Origin of the sequence: Chitinophaga sp. GbtcB8 (genome assembly GCF_019091455.1) — a bacterium.
In the GTDB taxonomy this organism is placed as follows: Bacteria; Bacteroidota; Bacteroidia; order Chitinophagales; family Chitinophagaceae; genus Chitinophaga.
In genome coordinates this window covers 46,151-69,016 of record NZ_JAGXJN010000005.1, presented here as the reverse complement: position 1 = coordinate 69,016, position 22,866 = coordinate 46,151, and the positions used below count along the sequence as shown (strand labels likewise).

The window sequence follows — 22,866 nt, the reverse complement described above, 5'->3', positions numbered from 1 at the left end:
AAATCGGTATTCAATGATATGAAGCCTGAGATTAATAAGTCGCTGGCTTCCGCCGGAAATATGCCCGCAAACAGTGACGACAAATATCCTGCCTTCCGCAATGCTGTTGCCCTGCTGAGTGGCGAAGAACAGGGCCCGGATGAAGCGATGCAGGATCATGCATGCAGGATATCGCTGGTAGGCTGGCCGGATGTTTCCGCGCTCAGGTTGAATTTTAACAGCCTCGCTGCCGACAGGGAAATTGCCGCGAATCTGCTGAACAACTTTGGAAATCTGCTAACCGAAATACTGAAGGATCCTTATTGCGCCATTGCCGGATATAGGTATATCCATCCGGCAGAAATAAAATTGTTAACGGATACTTTCAATAGCAGCAGCGGCAATAATAGCCCGGCAAAGTCTCTCATAACCGTTTTCAGGGAAATATACCTTTCTCATGGCGATAACATTGCCATCAGCCATGAAGGAAGAACGCTTACTTATGCGTTGCTGAACGCACGCTCAGATGCCCTGAGCCGTTTTCTGATAAAGGATCTTTCTGTCCGTAAGGGGGAGAACGTGGGCATCCTGATGGATCGCTCGGCAGATATGGTTACCAGCATACTGGGAACCATCATGGCTGGTGCGGTATTTATACCGATAGACCCGCAGTATCCTTCCGGCCGCATCGCGTCCATTATTGCCGACAGCGGCATTGCAGTGCTGATCACCGAGTCGTTTTACATGAACGATCTGATGGCGATCTACACGGGCAGGCTGCTGGTGATAGATCTGCAGGAAACAGAGATCGCAGCCGCCGGCCAGCAGGCGGTGGCTCCGGCGCCCCTGAGCAGTGAAGATGGCTGTTATATGTTGTATACATCCGGCTCTACCGGCACGCCGAAAGGCGTCATGATCAGCCATGGGAGTATTGCCAACTATGTGTCCTGGGCCAACAGTTATTATTTTAATGATACAACCGGGCATCGCTTTGCCTTCTTTACTTCCCCCTCTTTTGACTTAACACTCACCAGCCTGTTTACAACCCTGTTAAGGGGCGATTGCCTGGAAATATTTTCGGAAAGCGAAGGGGGAACCGTCCTGGCAAAAGTTTTTGATGTGAATTCCGGTGTAAACACGGTGAAGTTAACACCCTCTCATATAGAAGTGCTGCGGGAAATGAAAGTAGCAGATACCGGCGTGCGGAAGGTGATTGTTGGAGGCGAAGCCCTGCATAGCAGTCATGTCCGTTGTTTACATGCTATCAGCAGTGAGATAGAAATATATAACGAGTACGGGCCTACTGAGATTACGATCGGCTGTACGGTAAAGAAGATCGGGGCAGTGGGGGAAATAAATATCGGTGTCCCTATGGCCGGTAACCGGATCTACATTGTAGATGATCATTACCAGCTGCAGCCAATTGGCATAGCCGGAGAAATTGTGGTGGCAGGTCCAGGCCTGGCCCTGGGTTATTTTAATCAGCCGGAAGAAACGGACCGGAAGTTTATTGACCTGAGCAACGGGCCATTGAAAGAACGGCGGGTATACCTGACGGGAGACCGGGGGAGATGGCTCCCGAACGGAGAAATAGCATATATAGGCCGTAAAGACCGGCAGGTAAAGATCAGGGGCCACCGGGTAGAACCGGGCGAAGTGGAAGCCGCGCTGAGACGGCAGAAAGATATAGCGGAAGCCATCGTGGTGGTGAATAACGGGCAATTGATCGCTTACTACCGGTCGTCATCATCGGAGGATTTTGCGCCCTCCTGTTTAGAACAGGTGCTCCCCGGTTATATGCTCCCCCGGCAATATATCCGGTTGGAAAAATTTCCGTTAACGACAAACGGCAAGCTGGATTATAGCCAGCTTCCCGATCCCACAGCTGCTGTACAGCGGGAATATGTAGCCCCGCGGACAGCACAGGAAAAACTGCTGGCAGCTATCTGGAAAGAAGTGCTGGAAAGAGAGCGGGTGGGTATCAATGATAACTTTTTTTCATTAGGTGGCGACTCTATCAAAGCAATCAGCCTGGTAAGTAAGATCAACAAGGTATTTGGGGTTACCCTGGAGATAAAAGATGTTTTTAATCAGCAATCTATTATTGGCTTACTCGAAAGACTGGAACAGGAGTTCCAGGTAGAAAACGAAGAGGAAGGAAATGCAATACTGCAGTATTTGTCGGACTTTAAAAACAAGGTGACCGGGGATAATGAAGCTGCCGGAATAGAAACCGGCAAATGGGAAGATGTTTATCCGTTAAGCGATATAGAAGCAGGCATGATCTTTCATAACCGTTTACAAAAAGCAGCAAGTACCTATCATGATCAATTCTTCTATCAGTTTAAGGATAATGCGTTTAATCTTTCCCTTTTACAGAATGCCCTTCAGAAAATTGCAGATAAGCACGAAATACTGCGAAGCAGGTATGTGATCAACAATACGGAAATACCGTATAAGATTGTTATGAAGCCATTCGATATAACATCAAAAATGAAGTATCGCAATGTATCTTCAGAAATACAGGCCGTTCAAAAGTCAGTCATAGAGAAGGATATGGAGCTCGACCGTCAGCAGGGATTCAATGATGAACCCGGCTTATGGCGGGTAATGATCTACGATATGAATAACGATGAGATCGGATTGTTATTTAGTTTTCATCATGCCATTATCGATGGTTGGAGCAGGGCATCGCTCATTACTGAATTGAATAATCTTTACCAGGACTTAAAGCAAAACAACCCGGTAAATATATATCCGCTAAAGGCTTCCTACAAGGATTACCTGGTAGAGCAGTTGAAGATGGCTAATAACAAAGAGGTTACCGGGTTCTGGAAAAATGAGCTAAGGGAAAGTTCCTTTAGTGGATTGCCATTCAAAAGCGGAACGTATGAAACAAAAGTTGTTACACGCCGCAGCTATTTTGAGCTTGACAAGGAATTGCAGCATAAGCTGCTGGCGGCTGCATCAGACGCTGATATGAGTGTTAAGCATGTTTGCTTTGCCGTATTCTTATATCTTGTACATCTGACGACCTTAAAAGATGAAGTTATTGTAGGATTGGTCTCTGACGGCCGACCGGCCATAGAAGACGGTGAAAAAATTATCGGGTGTTTCCTGAATTCAGTGCCATTTAAACTGGATGTAGGGGCAGGGAAATTTACATCCGGAGAATTGTTGAAGCGGGTAAATGATAAGTTGATAAATCTAAAGAGCGTAGACAAACTTTCTTTCGTTCAAATAAAAAAGCAGCTTGAAACAGATAAAAACAAAGTGATCTTTGATGTGCTGTTCAGCTACGTTGACTTTCATATTTATCAGCATGCGAAAGAGGTACCGGTTGTTGACTCCATTGTTGAATATTTTGAAAGCACCAATACAAATTTCGATTTTGGGTTTGGCGTTGCAAATAACAGGATGGGTTACAGTATTGCTTATAACCCGGTTATTTACCATGAAGCTGAAATAAAATATTTTGGCCTGTACTACAAGCTTTTGCTTGAATTTTTCCTGGAAAACAATAGTTTACCCCTTTCGAATAACCTGCTGCTGCGCCCCGAGGAAATTAATTTACTGACAGATACTTTCAACAGCAGCAGCAGTAATAATAGCCCGGCAAGATCTCTGATAACCGGTTTCAGGGAAATATGCCTTTCTCATGGAGATAACATCGCCATCAGCCATGAAGGGAAAGCGCTTACTTATGCGTTGCTGGAGGCACGCTCAGATGCCCTGAGCCATTTTCTGATAAAAGATCTTTCTGTCCGTAAGGGGGAGAACGTGGGCATCCTGCTGGATCGCTCGGCAGATATGGTTACCAGCATACTGGGAACGATCATGGCTGGTGCGGTCTTTATTCCGATAGACCCGCAGTATCCTTCCGGCCGCATCGCGTCCATTATTGCAGACAGCGGCATTGCAGTGCTGATCACCGAGTCTTTTTACATGAACGACCTGATGGCGATCTACCCGGGCAGGCTGCTGGTGATAGATCTGCAGGAAACAGAGATCGCAGCCGCCGGCCAGCAGGCGGTGGCTCCGGCGCCCCTGAGCAGTGAAGATGGCTGTTATATGTTGTATACATCCGGCTCTACGGGCACGCCGAAAGGCGTCATGATCAGCCATGGGAGTATTGCTAACTATGTGTCCTGGGCCAACAGTTACTATTTTAATGATACAACCGGGCATCGCTTTGCCTTTTTTACTTCCCCCTCTTTTGACTTAACACTCACCAGCCTGTTTACAACCCTGTTAAGGGGCGATTGCCTGGAAATATTTTCGGAAAGCGAAGGGGGAACCGTCCTGGCAAAAGTTTTTGATGTGAATTCCGGTGTAAACACGGTGAAGTTAACACCCTCTCATATAGAGGTGCTGCGGGAAATGAACGTAGCAGGTACCGGCGTGCGGAAGGTAATTGTCGGAGGCGAAGCCCTGCATAGCAGTCATGTACGTTGTTTACATGCTATCAGCAGTGAGATAGAAATATATAACGAGTACGGGCCTACTGAGATTACGATCGGCTGTACGGTAAAGAAGATCGGGGCAGTGGGGGAAATAAATATCGGTGTCCCTATGGCCGGTAACCGGATCTATATTGTAGATGATCATTACCAGCTGCAGCCAATAGGCATAGCCGGAGAAATTGTGGTGGCAGGTCCAGGCCTGGCCCTGGGTTATTTTAATCAGCCGGAAGAAACGGACCGGAAGTTTATTGATCTGAGCAACGGGCCATTGAAAGAACGGCGGGTATACCTGACGGGAGACCGGGGGAGATGGCTCCCGAACGGAGAAGTAGCATATATAGGTCGTAAAGACCGGCAGGTAAAGATCAGGGGCCACCGGGTAGAGCCGGGAGAAGTGGAAGCCGTGCTGAGACGGCAGAAAGATATAGCGGAAGCCATCGTGGTAGTGAATAACGGGCAATTGATCGCTTATTACCGGTCGTCATCATCGGAGGATTTTGCGCCTTCCTGTTTAGAGCAGGTGCTCCCCGGTTATATGATCCCCCGGCAATATATCCGGTTGGAAAAATTTCCGTTAACAACAAACGGCAAGCTGGATTATAGTCAGCTTCCCGATCCCTCAGCCGCAGTACAGCGGGAATATGTAGCCCCGCGGACAGCACAGGAAAAACTGCTGGCAGCTATCTGGAAAGAAGTGCTGGGTAGGGAAGACATAGGTATCAATGATAACTTTTTTTCATTGGGCGGGGATTCAATTATAGGAATTCAGATCTGTTCACGTGTTCAGAATAAGGGCTACCAGCTCGAAGTAGGAGATATATTCAATAAGCTGTCCATTCAGGCAATTGCAGCAGACCTGGCGCCATTAACAGTAACGTCCGCGCAGGAGGAGGTAACCGGAGAAATTCCCCTGACTCCCATTCAGCATCGTTTTTTTCAGCTATATACAGTAAATCCTCATAAGTTTCACCAGGCTGTTATTGTTGGTCTTGAGAAGGAAACGGGAGCAGATATGCTGGAACGGGTTTTTTCCAGGCTGATACAGCATCACGATGCGTTAAGAATAACATTTGACCTGGATGAATATCCGGGGAAAGTGTTGCAGCTTAACCGGCCGGATATCCCCGGGCATCAGGTTTATGCGCTGGGAACATTTCCCACGTTAAATGACCCTCTTTTAGCGCAGCAAATAAGTGCCTTACATGATAGTATACAATTGAACGATGCTTCACTGATTAAAGCGGCTGAATTTAAAGTAAATGATAAGCAGCATTTAATCATATCTGTTCATCACCTGGTGATGGATGGCGTATCATGGAGAATACTGCTGGAAGACCTGGATACCTTGCTGAGATCAGCAGGAAATGCACCATTGCCAATGAAAACAGATGCCTATAAGGTCTGGGCAGAATCACTATTCCGGTATAGCCTGAGCGATCAGCTGCGGCAGGAAACAAGGCAGCTGAAGTCCCTGCAGCAAGGTATTCCGGAGAATGTTCCCGCTGAACTTGATCCGGATGTTCCGGACTATGTAGGGAATGAGCGTAAGGTGAATATCAGCATTGGAAAACAGCTTACGGCACAGTTACTGGGGCAGTCATTACATGAAAAGCTGAAAACAGGGATCACTGATTTCCTAGTTTGTGCGCTGGGACGTACCTACAGGCAGTGTTTCAACAGGGAGGCGCTGTACTTATCTGTAGAATCTCATGGAAGAGATCATCTTCCGGAAAACCTGAATGTTAGCCGGACAGTTGGGTGGTTTACAAATATTTACCCGGTACTGTTAAACGGGGATGAGGCAGGACAGGGAATCCAGGAATTGCGTTATTGTAAGGAAACGTTGAATCGTGCCGCCAGGCTGGCGCTGGCGTATAATGTTGCTGCTTATATGCTTCCCGCTGAAGACCGGTTAAAGCTGTATAGACCGGCGGTTTGTTTTAATTATCTCGGGCAATTCAGACAGGCAAAAACAGGTTCATTCGATGTTGTGTCAATGAGCCTCGGTGAATTAATGGACCCGGCAGAGATCCGTGAGTACCAGTTCTTATTCTCAGGAGTGATGATTGACAATGATCTCGTAATCCAGCTTGCTTATAATGGTAAGCATTTTAAAGAGGAAACAATGACGGATGTATTGCTGACCTATAAAAACAACCTGGCTATGCTGATCTCAGAAACAGAGGAGCGGGAAGGTACACTCTTAAGCCCTTCCGATCTGACTTACCAGGGACTGTCATCCGGAGACCTTGATGTAATAGATAGCCTGATCTGATCCCGAAATGCGGTAACTGTAACCTCCCATTGAATAAAGAAATCTATGAATCACAAATTTGAAGACATATATGAACTGACGCCTTTACAGGAGGGTATTTTGTTCCATTCGCTGGCTGAGGTATCGGCATCGGTCTATATGGAGCAATATTCTTTTAACATAAAGGGAGCCATTGATATTGCCGGATTTAACCAGGCTTTTAACCTGATCTTTAAAAGGCATGATATTCTAAGAACGGCCTTTGTATTCGAAAAAATAGAAAAGCCGCTTCAGGTAGTGCTCAAGAACAGGGAAATAGCAGTCGCTTATAAGGAAACCGGCTATTTAAGCCGGAAGAAAGAAATAGATCAGTTTGTCGAAGAATTTAAAAAGAACGACCGGGAGGCCGGGTTTGATCTTAGCAAGGATGTTCTTATGAGGGTGAGTCTGATAAAAGTGGGCGACCAGGAATATAAGCTGATATGGACCTGGCATCATATTTTGTTTGATGGATGGTGTACAAGGGTGTTGGCGGCAGAAGTGCTGCGAACCTATCATTCGCTGATAAGTGGCAAGCCATTGGTATTGCCGCCTCCGGTGCCTTACAAAGAATATATTAAATGGCTGAACGGTACCCGCCACCAAAGTGCAGAAGAATACTGGAAAAATTATGTGCGTGATTTTTCAGCCACCACCAAACTTTTAGATGAGGCAACCGTTCCGTTTGGCCAGCGGTATTGCAAAGTAAACCACGATTTCCATTTTGAAGGGGATGTTACGCAGCGCCTCGTTGATATGGCAAAAACGCAGCAGGTAACACTGAATATATTGTTAAAAACAATATGGGCTGTTTTACTGCTTAAGTATAACAATAATGAAGATGTTATTTTTGGAGAGGTAGTCTCGGGCCGCCCCCCCTCCATACCGGACGTAGAACGGATCATTGGACTGTTTATCAATACGATCCCGATCAGGTTCATTTTTTCTAAAGAGGAGTCATTTTTATCTGCGCTCCGGAAGGCGCAAAAAGACGCTGCTGCAACCAGCGCGTTTCATCATTTCCCTTTGGTAAATATTCAGCAATTCGCCGATACAAAAGGAGAGCTGTTTAACCATCTTTTTAGTTTTCAGAATTATCCGGAAACCGCTGCTGATGAGGAAGGCCCGGAGGACAAGCTCGAGATTTCAGACCTGGAGATCTTTGACCAGACCAGTTATGATTTTGAAATATCATTTTTCCCCGGCTCCCGGCTGCTGGCTAAAGCCGGGTTTAATAGCGAGGTATATTCTCCTTCGTTCATCGATCAGCTGATGATGCATTTTGCGAACCTGGTAGATCAGGTGCTCGCCAATGCAGAGGTGAAAATTAGTGAATTAGCATTGTTGTCGCCGGCCCAGGAAAAAGAAGTGTTAACCAGGAGCGAAGGACCGGTTGTTAAAATAAATACAGCGGCGCCGGTAGATGTGCTGATTGATGAGATCTGCCGTAAGTATCCTGAAAAACCAGCCATTCGTTTTGGTGCAACGGCAATCAGCTATAATGAGTTGTATACGAAAACTAACCGGCTTGCCTATTACCTTACTGGAAGAGATCTGGGTAAAGGGGATATAGTAGGTATTCTCATGGACAGAAGCCCGGATTTTGTTGAAAGCATCTTGGGGATCTGGAAAGCGAATGCAGCATATATGCCGGTCGATCCGTCACTGCCTTACGACCGCATATTGGAAATGCTGGAAGCTTCTTCCACAAAGTTTTTGATTACCGGGTCAGCCTATCTTGATCTGGCGGATAAATTAATATGGGACAATAAGTCGCTGACAGGTTATCTGTGCCCCGGTTGCAGGAGGAACGATGTAGTGCTGAATGACGCCTTGTTTCGTGAACAACAGGCTTTTTGGGAGGCAGTAGCGGAGGACGGCAAAGACGATATTGCAACAGGTGGGTGGTTTAGCAGCTATACCGGGCAGCCACTGAGTGCGGCGGAGATGCAGGAATATTCCGGGAATGTGCTTACAAAGCTGTTACCTTATCTCAGTACCTCATCAAAGGTGCTTGAAATCGGATGCGGATCCGGATTTACTATGTTCCACCTGGCGCCACTGGTTAGCGAATATGTTGCCATCGATCAGTCGGCAGTAACTTTGTCCAGGAATCAGGAGATTATTGATGAGAAAGGAATTCATAATATCCGGCAGCTGCATCTTCCTGCGCATTTGATATCCGGAATTGAAGGCAGCTTTGATGTAATTATCATGAATAGTGTTATTCAGGATTTCGGAAATCATCAGTACCTGAAAAAAGTATTGTCTGATGCTATTGGCTTACTTAGCAATACGGGAATATTATTCCTCGGGGATATTATGGACCGGGATAGCAAACATGAATTGCTGCATTCTCTTAAAACATTCAAAGAACAGCACCCCGGAACCGGGTACATAACAAAAGTCAACTGGTCTAATGAGTTGTTTGTTTCCCGGAGCTTTTATGATGACTTTGCATATGAAAATCCGGTCGTTAAAGAAGTTATGCATACGGGAAAGCTTGGCGTACTTGAAAATGAGCTGACCCGGTTCAGGTATGATACCATATTGGTCGTTGATAAAAAGGTTCCCAGCCCTGTTAACGGCTATTCCAGGCAAAAATACCAGGACTTTCTGGATGAGCTGATGGTCTTCCCGGCTACCCGGAACGATGCAAGACAGCCCTCCGGAGCTGATCTGGCATATGTTTTATTTACCTCGGGTTCCACCGGCATTCCCAAGGGGGTTATGATAGAACACGGCAGCATGCTGAATCACAAGCTGGCGATGATCCGTTCACTGGGTATAGGTTCAGATACAATACTGGCACAAACGGCATCCGCATCATTTGATATTTCTGTTTGGCAATTTATTACCGCGCTGATAGCAGGAGGAACAACGGCCATTTATACGGAGCAGAATATCCTGGATGTGGCAGGCTTTCTGGCGGCCATAGAAGCTGATGGGGTAAAAATATTGGAAATCGTTCCGAGCTATCTGCAGCTTATCCTGGAAGTAGCAGAGGATACTGGTTTACAGTTATCGTCGTTGCAATATCTTATCATTACAGGCGAATCCGTTGCGCCGGTTCTTGTTGACCGCTGGTTTAGCCATTTCCCGGCAATAAAGATGATCAATGCCTATGGGCCTGCGGAGGCGGGAGATGATGTGGCATTATTTTTTATGGATAGCGCGCCGCATACAAACAATGTTGCGATAGGCAGGCCGTTGCAAAATCTCCGGATCTACGTGCTGAATAGTGAAGGACAGCTTTGCCCGCCCGGGGTTCAGGGTGAGATCTGTGTTGCAGGTGCTGGTGTTGGCAGAGGATATATTAATTTGAAAGATAACCCTTCCTTTACAGCTGATCCTTTTTATCCTGGTGAAAGGATGTATAAAACAGGAGACCTGGGTAAATATAGTCCGGAGGGTAATTTGTTCTTCCTGGGACGGCAGGATAGTCAGGTGAAGATCCGTGGCCACCGGATAGAACCGGGCGAGATAGATGCCTGCATTAGCGGTATTCCCGGAGTGGCATTATCCTGCACTGTTGTACGCGAAGAAAAGAACGGGGAGCATTCTCTGTGGGCCTACGTGTCTGCCGCAGCAAAGGGGGGAATAACAATAGAACAGATACAGGCGGGATTGTATAAAAGTCTTCCGGAGTATATGCGGCCTGGTAAAATTATTATACTGGATGAAATGCCTTTGCTCTCCAATGGGAAAATAAACAGGAAGGTCCTCACGGCCAGGGTAGAAGCAAGGGAAGAGAAGCAGTTCCTGGCGCCACAAACAGAAACAGAGATCCGGCTGGCCCGGATCTGGGAAGAAGTACTTGATGTGGATAACGTGGGGCTGAACGACAATTTTTTTGAATTGGGCGGGCATTCACTAAAAGCCATAAGACTTGCATCCAAAATTCATAAGCTGCTGCATGCAGATGTTAATCTAAGAGATATATTTTATTATCCTGTCTTAAGTGAATTTTGTACCGTTGTTGAAAAAGCCAGAACAAATACATTTTCGGATATTCCGGCGCTGCCGGAACAACTCTTGTATCAAACCTCCCATGCCCAGCGGAGGCTATGGATATTATCGCAGTTCGAAGCCACCTCAGTTGCCTATAATGAATGTGATGCCTACGAGATAATCGGGTCCTTCAACAGACCGCTGTTTGAACAGGCTATCAATATATTGATCAACAGACATGAAATACTACGGACCACATTTGAAACAGCAGACAATGAAATATTTCAGAAAGTACATCAGCTGGTTGATTTTAACTTTAAAGTTCAGTATATCAATCTTCAACCGGAGCTGGATCCGGATGTGGAAGTACGTAAGATCACAGACCAGCTCGTACATGAGCCATTTGACCTGAAAAACGGCCCGCTGTTCCGGGTGACGCTGATTAAAATAGCTGAAGAAAAACATATTGTGCTAACGAACATGCACCATATTATAAATGATGGCTGGTCTGATGCCGTTTTTATACAGGACCTGATAACAATCTACACTGATCTTGATGAAGGGAAAGAGGTGCATTTGTCACCACTGACCATTCAATACAAAGATTTTTCAGCATGGCAGAATAATCAGTTTCAACAATCGTCAATGAAAGTACATGAGCAGTATTGGCTCAACCGGCTTGCCGGGACGCTTACAGTGCTCGACCTGCCCGCTTCATATCATCGTCCGGATAATATCACCTACAATGGCCGGGAGCTGGTTTTTGATTTCTCTCAAACGCTTACCAGGCAGTTAAATGAATTTAGCACAAAACATGGGATCACTTTATACTCAACATTGGTAGCCATTCTGAATGTGCTTTTTAATAAATACACCAATGAAAAGGATATTATATTAGGTACTTACAATGGTAGCCGTGATCATCCTGACCTGGAAGGCCAGATTGGATTTTATATCAATACACTGGTGTTAAGGAACCATGTAAACGTAAACGAAAGCTTTGTGTCTTTTGCCAGATCCGTAGGTAATACCAACCTGGAGGCGTTGGAACACCGGATCTACCCGTTTGATCTGTTGATGGACAAGCTGGATGTAAAACGTGACCTGAGCAGGGCGCCGCTTTTTGACGTCCTGGTTGGTTTGCAGAATTTTAATGATACTGTTCAGCGCAAAAAAGTATTTGCAGGCAATTTTCAGGTCAGGAAATTGCCGGTCAATAAGCTGACAAGCATCTATGATCTGAACTTCATGTTCAGGGAAGAACATGACAGGCTGCAGTTGAATATCCGCTTTAATACAGACATTTATTCAGAACAGGATGTTAACAGGATATTCAGGCACTATCGGCAGTTGTCTGAATGGCTGATGAGCAGGCCGTTTGCGAAGATCGGTAAGGCAATGTATCTGACCGATGAAGACCGGGCTGAGTTAAATGGATTTAATTCAACACGGGAAATTGATGCGGACTTATTCCTCCCGGAGATAATCAGCGGCTTTGCGGCAGAGGTCCCGCATAAAGTTGCGATCGCCCATCGTGATCAGCATTGCACATACCAGGAGCTGGACCGGGACCAAATGCGGATAGCCCATTTTATCACCAGCCGGAGATTGAATGCCAAAGTAGTGGGCGTGCTGAGTGACCGGTCCATCCCATGGGTGAAATCGATTCTTGGGATATGGGCCGCAGATAGTATTTATCTGCCGTTAAACCCCGGTGACCCTATTGACCGCCTACTGCTTTTCCTGAATGATTGTGGCGTGAACCTGTTGATATTCGAGGCAAAGCATGCGGCGCTCGCCAGCGCATTACAATGGAGGGCGAATGAATTGTATACGATTTATTGTGTGGATAGTACGGATTTTTACGGTATTGCCGATACCGGCAGGGATAGATTGTCCCGGCAGGTATGGGAACATGTTGGAGATCAGGCTACCGATGAAATACTTGGAGGCGGATGGATAAACAGCTATACCGGAGCGCCGTTTTCGAAACTGGAAATGGACGAGTATGCAGATAATGTTTATCAGAAGCTGCTACCATATTTAAAGCCCGGCGCCAAAGTACTGGAGATCGGCTGCGCCTCCGGTATTACCATGTTCAGGATTGCGCCGCTGGTTGCTAAATACATAGCTACGGATATATCTGCCGTTATTCTTGAAAAGAACCGCAAAGAGATTGAAGAAAGAGGACTGCAGCATATTGAGGCGTATTGTATGTCTGCTATAGAAATAGATCAGATAGAAGAGCGGGACTTCGATATAGTGATTATTAATAGTGTGGTGCAAAATTTTGGAGATTATAATTACTTACGAAAGGTGTTATCGCTCTGCGTTGACCTGGCAGGGGAAAAAGGAGTTATTTTCCTCGGTGATCTGATGGATGAAGATAAACGGGAAGCGCTTGAATTATCATGCCGGTCCTGCGAACAGGCCGGTCTTGCCGGGCAAAAAACCAAAACAGACTGGACGCACGAGCTGTTTATTAACAAGGCATTCCTGGATAATCTGAAAGTGCAGGTGCCGGAAATAAAAGCAATACAACATTCATCAAAAATACACACTATTAAAAATGAGCTGACCGATTTCAGGTTTGATTCAATTGCAGAACTGGATAAAATTAATGCCCGGAACAAGCGACCAGAAATACCCAGGTTCAATCAGTTTGATGCGGGTTATGCTTGCCCGGAGGAAGTAGGGCTGAAACCTGACGGGCAAAGGGATGCAGCCTATATTATTTATACTTCCGGATCCACCGGGAAGCCCAAGGGAGCAATCGTTACACATCAGGGCATGATGAATCACCTTGATTCAAAAAAGAATGTCCTGGAGATCACGCGGGAAAGTATTATCGCACAAAGTGCTTCACAAACATTTGATGTATCCGTCTGGCAATTTGCCCTGGCGCTTTATGCAGGCGGAACAACCCGCATCTTTGATAAAGAAGCGGTGCTGGATATACCGGATTTTGTTACGCAGCTGCGCAACTATGAAGTGAATATTTTTGAGGTTGTACCCTCTTACCTGAATGGATTTTTATACGAACTGGAACAGCATGATAGTAAATGCCGGCTGGATGATCTGAAAATGCTGGTAACGTGCGGAGAGGTATTGCCGCCCCGGCTTACAGAACGGTGGTTTAACATTTTTCCGGATATTCCTATTGTAAATGCCTATGGCCCTACAGAGGCATCCTGTGATATTACACACCATAAAATGATGGCGCCGGTCAACGGCCCGCGGGTATTGGTAGGAACACCTGTTCAAAATCTGCAGGTGAGGATCGTAAACGATGAGATGCAGCTTTGCCCGGTAAATGTTAAAGGGGAAATTGTAGTAACAGGTGTTGGCGTGGGAAAGGGCTATGTGAACAATCAGGCCCGGACAGAAGAGGTGTTTTTAAATGATCCCTTTGCAGGGCCAGGTGGCAAACTTTATAGAACCGGGGATATTGGTAGGTTTTTATCAACAGGGGAAATAGATTTTTTCGGGCGGAAAGATAACCAGGTAAAAGTAAGAGGAATAAGGATTGAGCTGGGGGAATTGGAAACAGTTATTGGCAGCATAGACCTGGTGAAGGAATGTGCCGTTATTACCCGTGAGGTCAACGGAGACCTGGTATTGCTGGCTTTCGTAAGCATGAAAAAGGAAATGCCTGATAGCTCTCTGCTGAAGATGGAAGTGGCCAGGCGCCTGCCGGAATATATGATGCCGGAAGAATTTGTGGTACTGGAGCGCTTACCGGTCCTTTCAAATGGGAAAATCGATAGGAAGGCCCTGGATTACCCCTCCGCCGTATCCGCCACGTTATTGGATCCGCAGGAATTCAGTGTTACGGAACGCGCGCTTTACGAGTTATGGGCGGAGGTAATAGGACATGACGGATTTACCAGGAAGGATAACTTTTTTAACGTCGGCGGACATTCCCTGAAGGCCATGAGACTGATCGCGCTGGTGGCTGAAAAAATGGGAACAACGCTTACGTTCAGGGAGTTATTTATTAATTCAACCCTGGAGGGCATGGCCAGGCTTATCAGCCTGTCAAGATATAATAAGTACAACTTTATTGAGCGGGTGGGGAAAAGGGAATATTATGAGCTGTCCGGTGCGCAGAAACGGTTATGGATCCTGTGCCAGTTCGAAGAGGCCCTCATCGCATATAATGAATTCAGTGCGTTTAGATATAAAGGGAATTTAGATGCTGAATTGATCCGGCAGGCATTCTTTTTATTGGTGGAAAGACATGAGATCCTGAGAACAGTTATTGTAACGATCAATGAGGAACCGGTGCAGCAGGTTATTCCCGCAGACCTCTTTCCGGTTGAGTTTGCGTATATAGCAGACGGATGGTCTGTTGTGCTGGAAGATGAGGCGGAAAAGGAACGTCAAAAGCCATTTAGTCTTGATAAAGGCCCGCTGGCCCGTATTAAGATCATAAACAGAACCGGGGAGTCTTATGCATTGCTCACATTACATCATCTGATTACGGACGGCTGGTCGGCTGCCGTATTCATGCATGATTTCTTCCTGTTTTATGAGAAATTATCCCGGAAAACCGATCCGGAACTACCGCCGTTAAGTATACAATATAAAGACTACGCCGCCTGGAAGAATGCGCAGTTAAAGGGTAAGGCAGGCGCCGGATCTGCCAGGTATTGGAAAGAAAAAATGGGAGGTAACCCACCGCGGCTCAATTTAAGCACGGTGGCAAGCCGGCCGAGGGTACAAACCTATAACGGCAATTCAGTTATTTTCAATCTCGACCAGGATGTTTGCGAAGCGGTTGCATTGCTTAAAGACCGGTTCGGGTGTAGCACCTTTGTGGTGTTGAATATTATGCTGGACCTTTTGTTATACAAAATAACCGGGCAGCCGGACATTGTAACCGGTACCATTGTAGCAGGCAGGGATCAGCCTGACAGCCAGCACCTGATCGGCCTGTTTGTAAATACGGTTCCGGTCCGTTTATTGGTAGACACTGAGCTGACCCTTGGGGCATTCATTGATAAAGCCAGAAACGAGGTGATTGAAGCGCTGTCTTTTGGTCAGTACCCGTTCGATCAATTGCTCGAGGATCTGAAGATAGACCGCGATTTGTCAAGGCCTCCTCTCTTTGATGTAGTGATAGAATGCCATGAATTTGATGATATTTTTGACTGGCAGAAAGATACCGGCGTACAAGACCGCATCATTGAGCCTGTAAACTTTGGATCTGCCAAAAGCATTTTTGATATCAGTTTTATCTTTAGCCGGGAGCATAATGACCTTCAGCTGGAAGTTGAATATAATACCGGCCTGTATGCTGAAGCGCAAATAAAGGGATATGCGGCACTATTGCAGGATCTGATTAAAAGAGTACCGGCATCCCTCGATCAGCGGGTCCGTGATTTCAAAATATTACCGGCACAGGGGGAAAAGGAAATGTTATTGCTGGGAGCGGGGCCTGTAAATCAGTTTGATGAAAACAAACCGGTGGATGTTTTGATAGATGAGATGTGCCTCAGGTACAAAGAAAAAACAGCGGTTAGTTTCGGTAATATCACATTAAGTTACCAGGCACTTTATGAAGGAACCAATAAAATTGCCCATTATCTGCTGGCACACCATATCGGAAGAGAAGACGTGGTAGGGATTTTAATGAACAGATGCCCTGAGTTTCCTGAAAGTATGCTGGGCATATGGAAGGCGAATGCAGCCTATATGCCCATTGATCCGGAGATCCCATATAACCGGATGCGGCAGATGATCGACGCCTCCGGGACCAAAATGCTTGTATTTACCAGGTCCTGCCAGGACATAGCAGAAAGGTTGCTGATAGATTGCAGTGGGTTAACAGGCAGTTTATGCGCAGATGATCCTGAGATGTTATCGTCTTATCCGGCCACGCCTACCGGGAAAAGGCGCCCCTCCGGAAAGGATCTGGCCTATATACTGTTTACTTCCGGGTCAACAGGAGCGGCAAAAGGTGTTATGATAGAACACCGGAGTATGCTGAATCATAATCTCGCGAAAATTAATGCGGTGGGTATAGATGCAGATACTATATTGGCGCAAACGGCTTCCGTATCGTTCGATATATCCATCTGGCAGTTTATTGCCGCTTTACTCCGCGGAGGCACCACCGCTATTTATTCAGAGCAGGCCGTCCTGGATGTGGAAGGCTTTCTCCGTCAGATAGTGGCAGACCAGGTAAATATACTGGAAGTGGTACCCAGCTATCTTCAGCTTGTATTGGAAGTGATCGCGGACACGGACATCCAGTTTTCCTGCCTCAAATATCTTATTACCACCGGAGAGGCCGTAGCACCGGTTCTTATACAGAAATGGTTCGGATATTTCCCTGACATCAAAATTATCAATGCATTTGGCCCTTCAGAAGCGGCCGATGACATTACCCACTATGTAATGGAAAGACCGCCGGTGGATAACAATGTTCCCATAGGGAAAACAATACAGAATATGAGGATCTATGTATTGAGCCAGGAAGGGCATTTATGTCCATGTGATGTGCAGGGGGAAATATGTGTTGCCGGGATAGGCGTAGGCAGGGGATATGTGAACCTCGCCGATAACAGGTCATTTGGCGAAGATCCGTTTTATCCGGGTGAGCGCATGTACAGGACGGGCGATTGGGGCAGATATACAGCCGATGGCAACCTGCTGTTTTCCGGCAGAAGAGATAGCCAGGTAAAAATACGGGGACACCGGATAGAGCTGGGAGAAATTGAAGCCACCATGAACGGGATCCGGGGAGTGGGACTTGCCTGCGTAGTTATCCGGGAAGATGCCGGGCGCGGCGAGCAGGCAATATATGCTTATGTATCTGCTGCCGCAAAGGAATTGATATCGGCAGAAAGAATACGTGAAAAACTGATAGAATTACTGCCGGAATATATGATCCCGGTAAGAATTATAATACTGGATGAGCTGCCCTTGCTTCCCAGTGGAAAAATAGATAGAAATGCTTTGTTGTCAGACATAGGGCTGCAGGAAGGCCTGCCGGATTATATAGCGCCCGGAACGGAAATGGAAATTAAGCTCGCGGAGATCTGGCAGGAAGTGCTGGGCGTTGGGAAAGTGGGGCTCAACGACAATTTTTATGAACTTGGCGGAGACTCCCTGGGGCTGGTTAAAGTGTATCGGAAGGTCAGTAAAGTGTACCCGGTGAAGTTAGATCTGGCCGACTATTTCTCGTCCAGGACGATCAGTGAATTATCTGCGAAGTTGTTGAAAAAAGGGACAAGATCATTTGGCAGCCAGGATGATGGTAGCCTGTTTTATCTGCAGAGAGGCATTGATAAGCATAAACATAATCTTTTTATATTTCCGCCCGCAGGAGGACTGGGGATTTATTACCGGGATCTGATCGGCTTTCTGGACCAGGGACATAACTGTCACCTCTTTAATTACCGGGGAATTGGAAAGAATGAGCAGCCGTTTGCTGACCTGGAGGATGTGGTTACTTACTATTCAGCTATTATCTTAGGTCAGATCAATGATAACGAAGAAATCAACCTGGTTGGAGCTTCAAGCGGCGGAAACCTTATTTTTGAAATAGCGGCATTTCTGGAGCAAAAAGGATATAAATGCTTCCTGATCATGCTGGATTCCGAGCCCACGGTCATAGCAGAAAGTGAGGAGTTCATTGCTACCTATATCAAAAATGTAGGTGAATTTGTAAACGATACTGAGCAGGGTAAGATATTTATAGAAAGGTATGAGGTTGCCCTGAGAGCATATATGGGCATATTTAACAGTGAATTGCAGCAGCTGAATAAAAAAATAAGCTCAGATATTACCAATTTTATTTGCAAAACATCGTCACACGAAGTCCAGCTATGGGATCACTTCACTTCCGGCAATACCAGATATATTACACTGGAAGAAGGGGAACACATGGATTTTATTGAGTCAGAAGAAAACCTTATATTGATATCAGAAGAGATCACCCAGTCTTTAATGAAAAGGACCATAACCCATGAGCATCAAATTAGGAAGATGGTTTAGATCGTCGGCATTTTCAGTTATCGGATTAACCATTACGGTATCGGCAAACCTGTTAATTTTCTGGTACATTTTTTTTGAAACCAGCTTTGATACCGGTAATGCCAATTTTCACCGCATTTACCGCATTTCAATGGACATCTCCGCCAATGGCGAAGCGTCGGGTTATGCCGCTACCGGCGCCTTGGTAGGAGCGGAGCTTGTAAAGAAGTACCCCGTTTTTACAGACTATGCATCTTTCAGGATTATTAACGGCAAAACAGATATAAAACATAATGACCGGCTATATTCTACAGATGGAATATATGCAGTGAATAAAGAAGTCTTTAACGTTTTTTCCTGTAAAGCCATTGAAGGTAGCCTGAATGATGCGCTGGCCAATCCGGGCTCAGTCGTGTTGACCCAAACACTGGCGGAAAAGGTGTTCGGTAAAAATCCCTGCCTGAATAAGGTGATCGAGCTCAAAGATCAGCCATATGTGGTGTCTGCAGTTATAAAAGATATTCCGCTTAACGCCGACCTTCGGTTTAATGCCCTGGTTTATGATACCAACCGGGTGAGCGGACTGGAAAATATTATTCAATCCTATTTTGATACGGATTATTATACTTATGTGATGGGCCGGGAAGGTAGCCGGTCTCAGGGAATGAACGCCATTTTAGATAATTATAGTAAAGATTTTAATGAGTTGCTTAAAAAAACAGGAACGGATTTCACCGTGAAGTTTAAAACCACTCCCTTGTCCGGATTGCATTTTGCGCAACCATTATTGATGGATACCCCCAAAGGCAATAAAAATAATCTTTATAGTCTTTTGCTGCTGGCCGTATTCCTGCTTTTGATAGGAATAACAAACTTCGTAAATTTTAGTATAGTTAAATCATATAAAACAGCTACCAGTGTTGGTTTAAAGAGGTTGTTCGGTGTAAGAAAGGAGCAGATCATCTGGGAGTTTATCCGGAGATCAAGCCTGGTCGTTTTGGTAGCTGTGGTGATCTCCGTCATTGTGGTTGCCATATTATTCCGCACGGTAAGCGCATTAAACGGGATCCTGTTTTTTCCAACTATCGGACAGGTTCTGGGCTTTATCGCAGCGCTCACATTATTGCTGATCATTATCGGAAGTTTAGGCGGAATTATCCCTGTTCAGCATATGTCCGGTTATAGCATAGCAAAGCTCCTGAAGAATAAGCTGGTAATGATCTCTCACAATTCCCTGAGTCACCGGGTAGTTCTTTTTCTCCAGCTGGCAATATCTGCCGGTCTTATTATTTTTACAATGGAGCTCTACAGGCAGCTGAAGTTTTTTAATAATTTTAATCTGGGCTTTGAAAAAGAGAATGTTTTGGTAGCTGATCTGGGCCGGGTGAAGAATAATACTTCGTTAGCTGCTTTTAAGAAAAACCTGCTGAACCAATCCGGAGTGGAAAAAGTTTCCTTTTGCCAGTCTATCCCCGGTGAACATCCAGGGAAGGAAATTTTTTACGTTTCCAAAGAAGGCAAAAAGGCAGAGCTGGTTTATAGTTACTTAAAGGTTGATGAAGATTACTTCTCTCTGCTGGGTATATCGAATGAAGGAGGAAGGAACTTTAATGAAGCCTATGATGACAATGCGCTGATTGTTACCAAAACCTTCCTGAATAATTTCCCGCTTAAAACACTCCAGGAGATAAAGATAGCCACAGATACAACAAAGGAAATAGTGGGCGTGGTAAAGGACTTTCACCAGACATCATTTCATAATCCGATGGAACCGCTGGTTTTCAGAAAGCTCAATGTCAGTAAGGAAGGTGCAGCTAAAGTATTAATTAAAACAAGCCCCGGCAGCCTGGAAAAGATCCGTCATGAATGGCAGAAAATGGGATTCAATGCTCCCTTTAATTATTATTTTCTCAGTGATTTTATTAATAGCCAGTATGAAAAAGAAAACCGGCTGCTGAGCATTTTTGTGACCTGCTCACTGGTGGCGATCAGCCTGTCATTTTTCGGATTATTCACTATCTTATCGATTATTATTAAGAACCGGAAACGGGAGCTGGCAATAAGGATTGTACTTGGAGGTACGCTGACAACAAACTTTTTTCTTCTTTTCCGTCCGTTCGCGGTGCTTCTTCCAGTGGTATTCCTGATTGTTTGCCCGCTTGTTTTTTATTTTATTCAACAGTGGAGGAATAACTATGCTTATTCTGCTTCAACCTCCGTTTTTCCTTATCTGACAACATTAACGCTTATTATAATTTTAGTCTCAATAAACGTATCCTATCTTTTGTACCGTTCCTTAAAGGTTAATATTACTACGCTCATCAGAACTGAATAAGGAACGTGTCAACATAAAAAAGTCTATCAGATAAAAGATGGTAACCTCGTCTTCTGCCGCGCAGATCGGCGGAGATATGCTTCGTATATACACATCACAAAAATCAGTATGACCATAACTCAACAGCAAATTCCGACCTGGACGGCGGTGAAGATATTATTCAGGTATTTCAGACCCTATACAAAACAGGGAGCTGCTTTCCTGTTGGTAATGGGGTTAAGCTCGTTGTCGCCCGTACTGACCCCTATTTTTCTGAAAATTATTGTGGATGATGTATTGATATCACATAATATGCAATTAGGCTGGCTTATCCTGGGGTTATGGCTGGCCACCATTCTCATACAGTGTGTCAGCTCCTATTACATGGAATATCTTCGCGAATGGCTCAGCACCCGCGTTGGAAATGATATCAGGGAGGATGTTTTTAATCATCTTATCCGGTTGCCATTGGATTATTACAAGGAGAATAAATTTGGCGACATCCTTCACCGGGTGAATAATGAAGTGGATATGATCAAGGGCGTTTTTACCAATGAAGTATTCAGAATATTTCAGAGTGGTATTCTCTTGTTAGGCATTACTGTTATGGTAATCTGGTTGAGTGCGAAATTATTCCTGATCGTATTGTTTATGTCTCCCCTGTTCGTATTTCTTTTTCTTCATTTTAAACCCAAAAACGAAGCGCAGTCAGAAGGCGTTGTTAATGCTCAGTCGGAGTTATTGAATTATTTAACGGACCGCTTGAAAAAGATAAGCCTCATTAAGATCTTTCATAGTTATGAGATTGAAAGGAAAATAAAGAGGGACAAAGGAATGGCGTTATTAAACAAGCGGGTCGCCCGTGCACGTACCTCTGCAACTTTTTCCGGTATTTCTACCTTTTTATTATTGATGGGGCCTGTGCTGATCATTTTATTTGGTGGGCAGCGGGTAATGGCCGGTGAAATGACGATTGGGGGGCTGTTGGCATCTTTTCAGTATTTAACCCGCGTTTTTTACCCGCTGACCAGCATCATTGATTCTCAGATGGATCTTGGCAGCGCCGTTGTTTCCATGCGGAGAATACTTGAATTACTGGATACACCTACAGAGGAGCTGGCCCACGATGCCCAGAAACATGCCCACGCGCCGGCAGGAGTGATCGCATTTGAAAACGTCTCTTTCTCCCACCGGGATAAATCAATACTGCAGGATCTTTCATTGCAATTGTTCCAGGGGAAAAAGTACGCGCTCATAGGCCCCAGTGGAGTGGGAAAGAGCACCTTGCTCCAGCTGCTTTTCCGGTTTAATAATCCAGACTCAGGCAGTATAAAAATTAATGGCACGGATATAAGAAAATATGACCTGGAAGCCTGGCGGAAAAAAATTGTTTTTGTTACGCAGGATGGACTGCTGTTTGATGGATCTATCAGCGATAATATATTTTATAGCGTGATGAATAATGATGGAGATGCCGGTGGGCTGCTGTATAAGGAGCGCCTGACAAGTATTTTACCAATTCTTAACGCCGAGTTAAAAGAAAATATTAATAAGAATAGCCAAAAGGTATCCGGAGGGGAGGCGCAGCGAATTGCTTTAGCCAGGGCCACCATGAAGGAGGCCGATATAATTTTATTGGATGAAGCTACATCTGCACTGGATGCCGCTGCAGAAAAGGAGGTGCTCGATTACCTTTTTGAAATATGGAAAGGTAAAACCATTATTCTGGTTAGCCACAGATTGAGCACAATAACATTCATGGATAAGGTAATCTATATGGACGAAGGTAAAGTCACGGAAAGGGGGCCACTGGAACCCGTCGCAAACTGGCAGGACCCGGTTTGAGAACTACCGGACGGCAAGCTACAGGTTTGTTTCAAATA

Annotated in this window: 4 protein-coding genes; all 4 read left to right on the top strand. The window is 45.4% G+C overall.

Translation table 11 applies throughout. The features are described 5' to 3' along the window. The first annotated feature begins 18 nt into the window (after window positions 1-18). The 4 genes from KVT36_RS07875 to KVT36_RS07860 all read left to right on the top strand — a co-directional run bounded on the left by KVT36_RS07875 (window position 19) and on the right by KVT36_RS07860 (window position 22,828). Window positions 19-6,717: a non-ribosomal peptide synthetase gene (locus tag KVT36_RS07875; RefSeq protein ID WP_217602942.1), complete on the top strand. Its 6,699-nt coding sequence runs from the start codon at window positions 19-21 to the stop codon at window positions 6,715-6,717. Between the two features lie 45 nt (window positions 6,718-6,762). Then, window positions 6,763-18,690: a non-ribosomal peptide synthetase gene (locus KVT36_RS07870; protein ID WP_217602941.1), complete on the top strand. Its 11,928-nt coding sequence runs from the start codon at window positions 6,763-6,765 to the stop codon at window positions 18,688-18,690. Continuing rightward, window positions 18,662-21,004 carry an ABC transporter permease gene (locus KVT36_RS07865; RefSeq protein ID WP_217602940.1) on the top strand — a complete coding sequence of 781 codons (2,343 nt, stop codon included), beginning with the start codon at window positions 18,662-18,664 and terminating at the stop codon, window positions 21,002-21,004. Before KVT36_RS07870 ends, KVT36_RS07865 begins: the two co-directional genes overlap by 29 nt. 108 nt (window positions 21,005-21,112) lie before the next feature. Continuing rightward, window positions 21,113-22,828, top strand: a complete 1,716-nt coding sequence (locus tag KVT36_RS07860; RefSeq protein WP_217602939.1) for an ABC transporter ATP-binding protein — start codon at window positions 21,113-21,115, stop codon at window positions 22,826-22,828. Window positions 22,829-22,866 lie beyond the last annotated feature (38 nt).

Excerpts from the sequence above, each read along its gene's own strand:
- KVT36_RS07875 (WP_217602942.1), top strand. The coding sequence starts at position 19 with ATGAAGCCTGAGATTAATAAGTCGCTGGCTTCCGCCGGAAATATGCCC.
- KVT36_RS07870 (WP_217602941.1), top strand. The coding sequence starts at position 6,763 with ATGAATCACAAATTTGAAGACATATATGAACTGACGCCTTTACAGGAG.
- KVT36_RS07865 (WP_217602940.1), top strand. The coding sequence starts at position 18,662 with ATGAGCATCAAATTAGGAAGATGGTTTAGATCGTCGGCATTTTCAGTT.
- KVT36_RS07860 (WP_217602939.1), top strand. The coding sequence starts at position 21,113 with ATGACCATAACTCAACAGCAAATTCCGACCTGGACGGCGGTGAAGATA.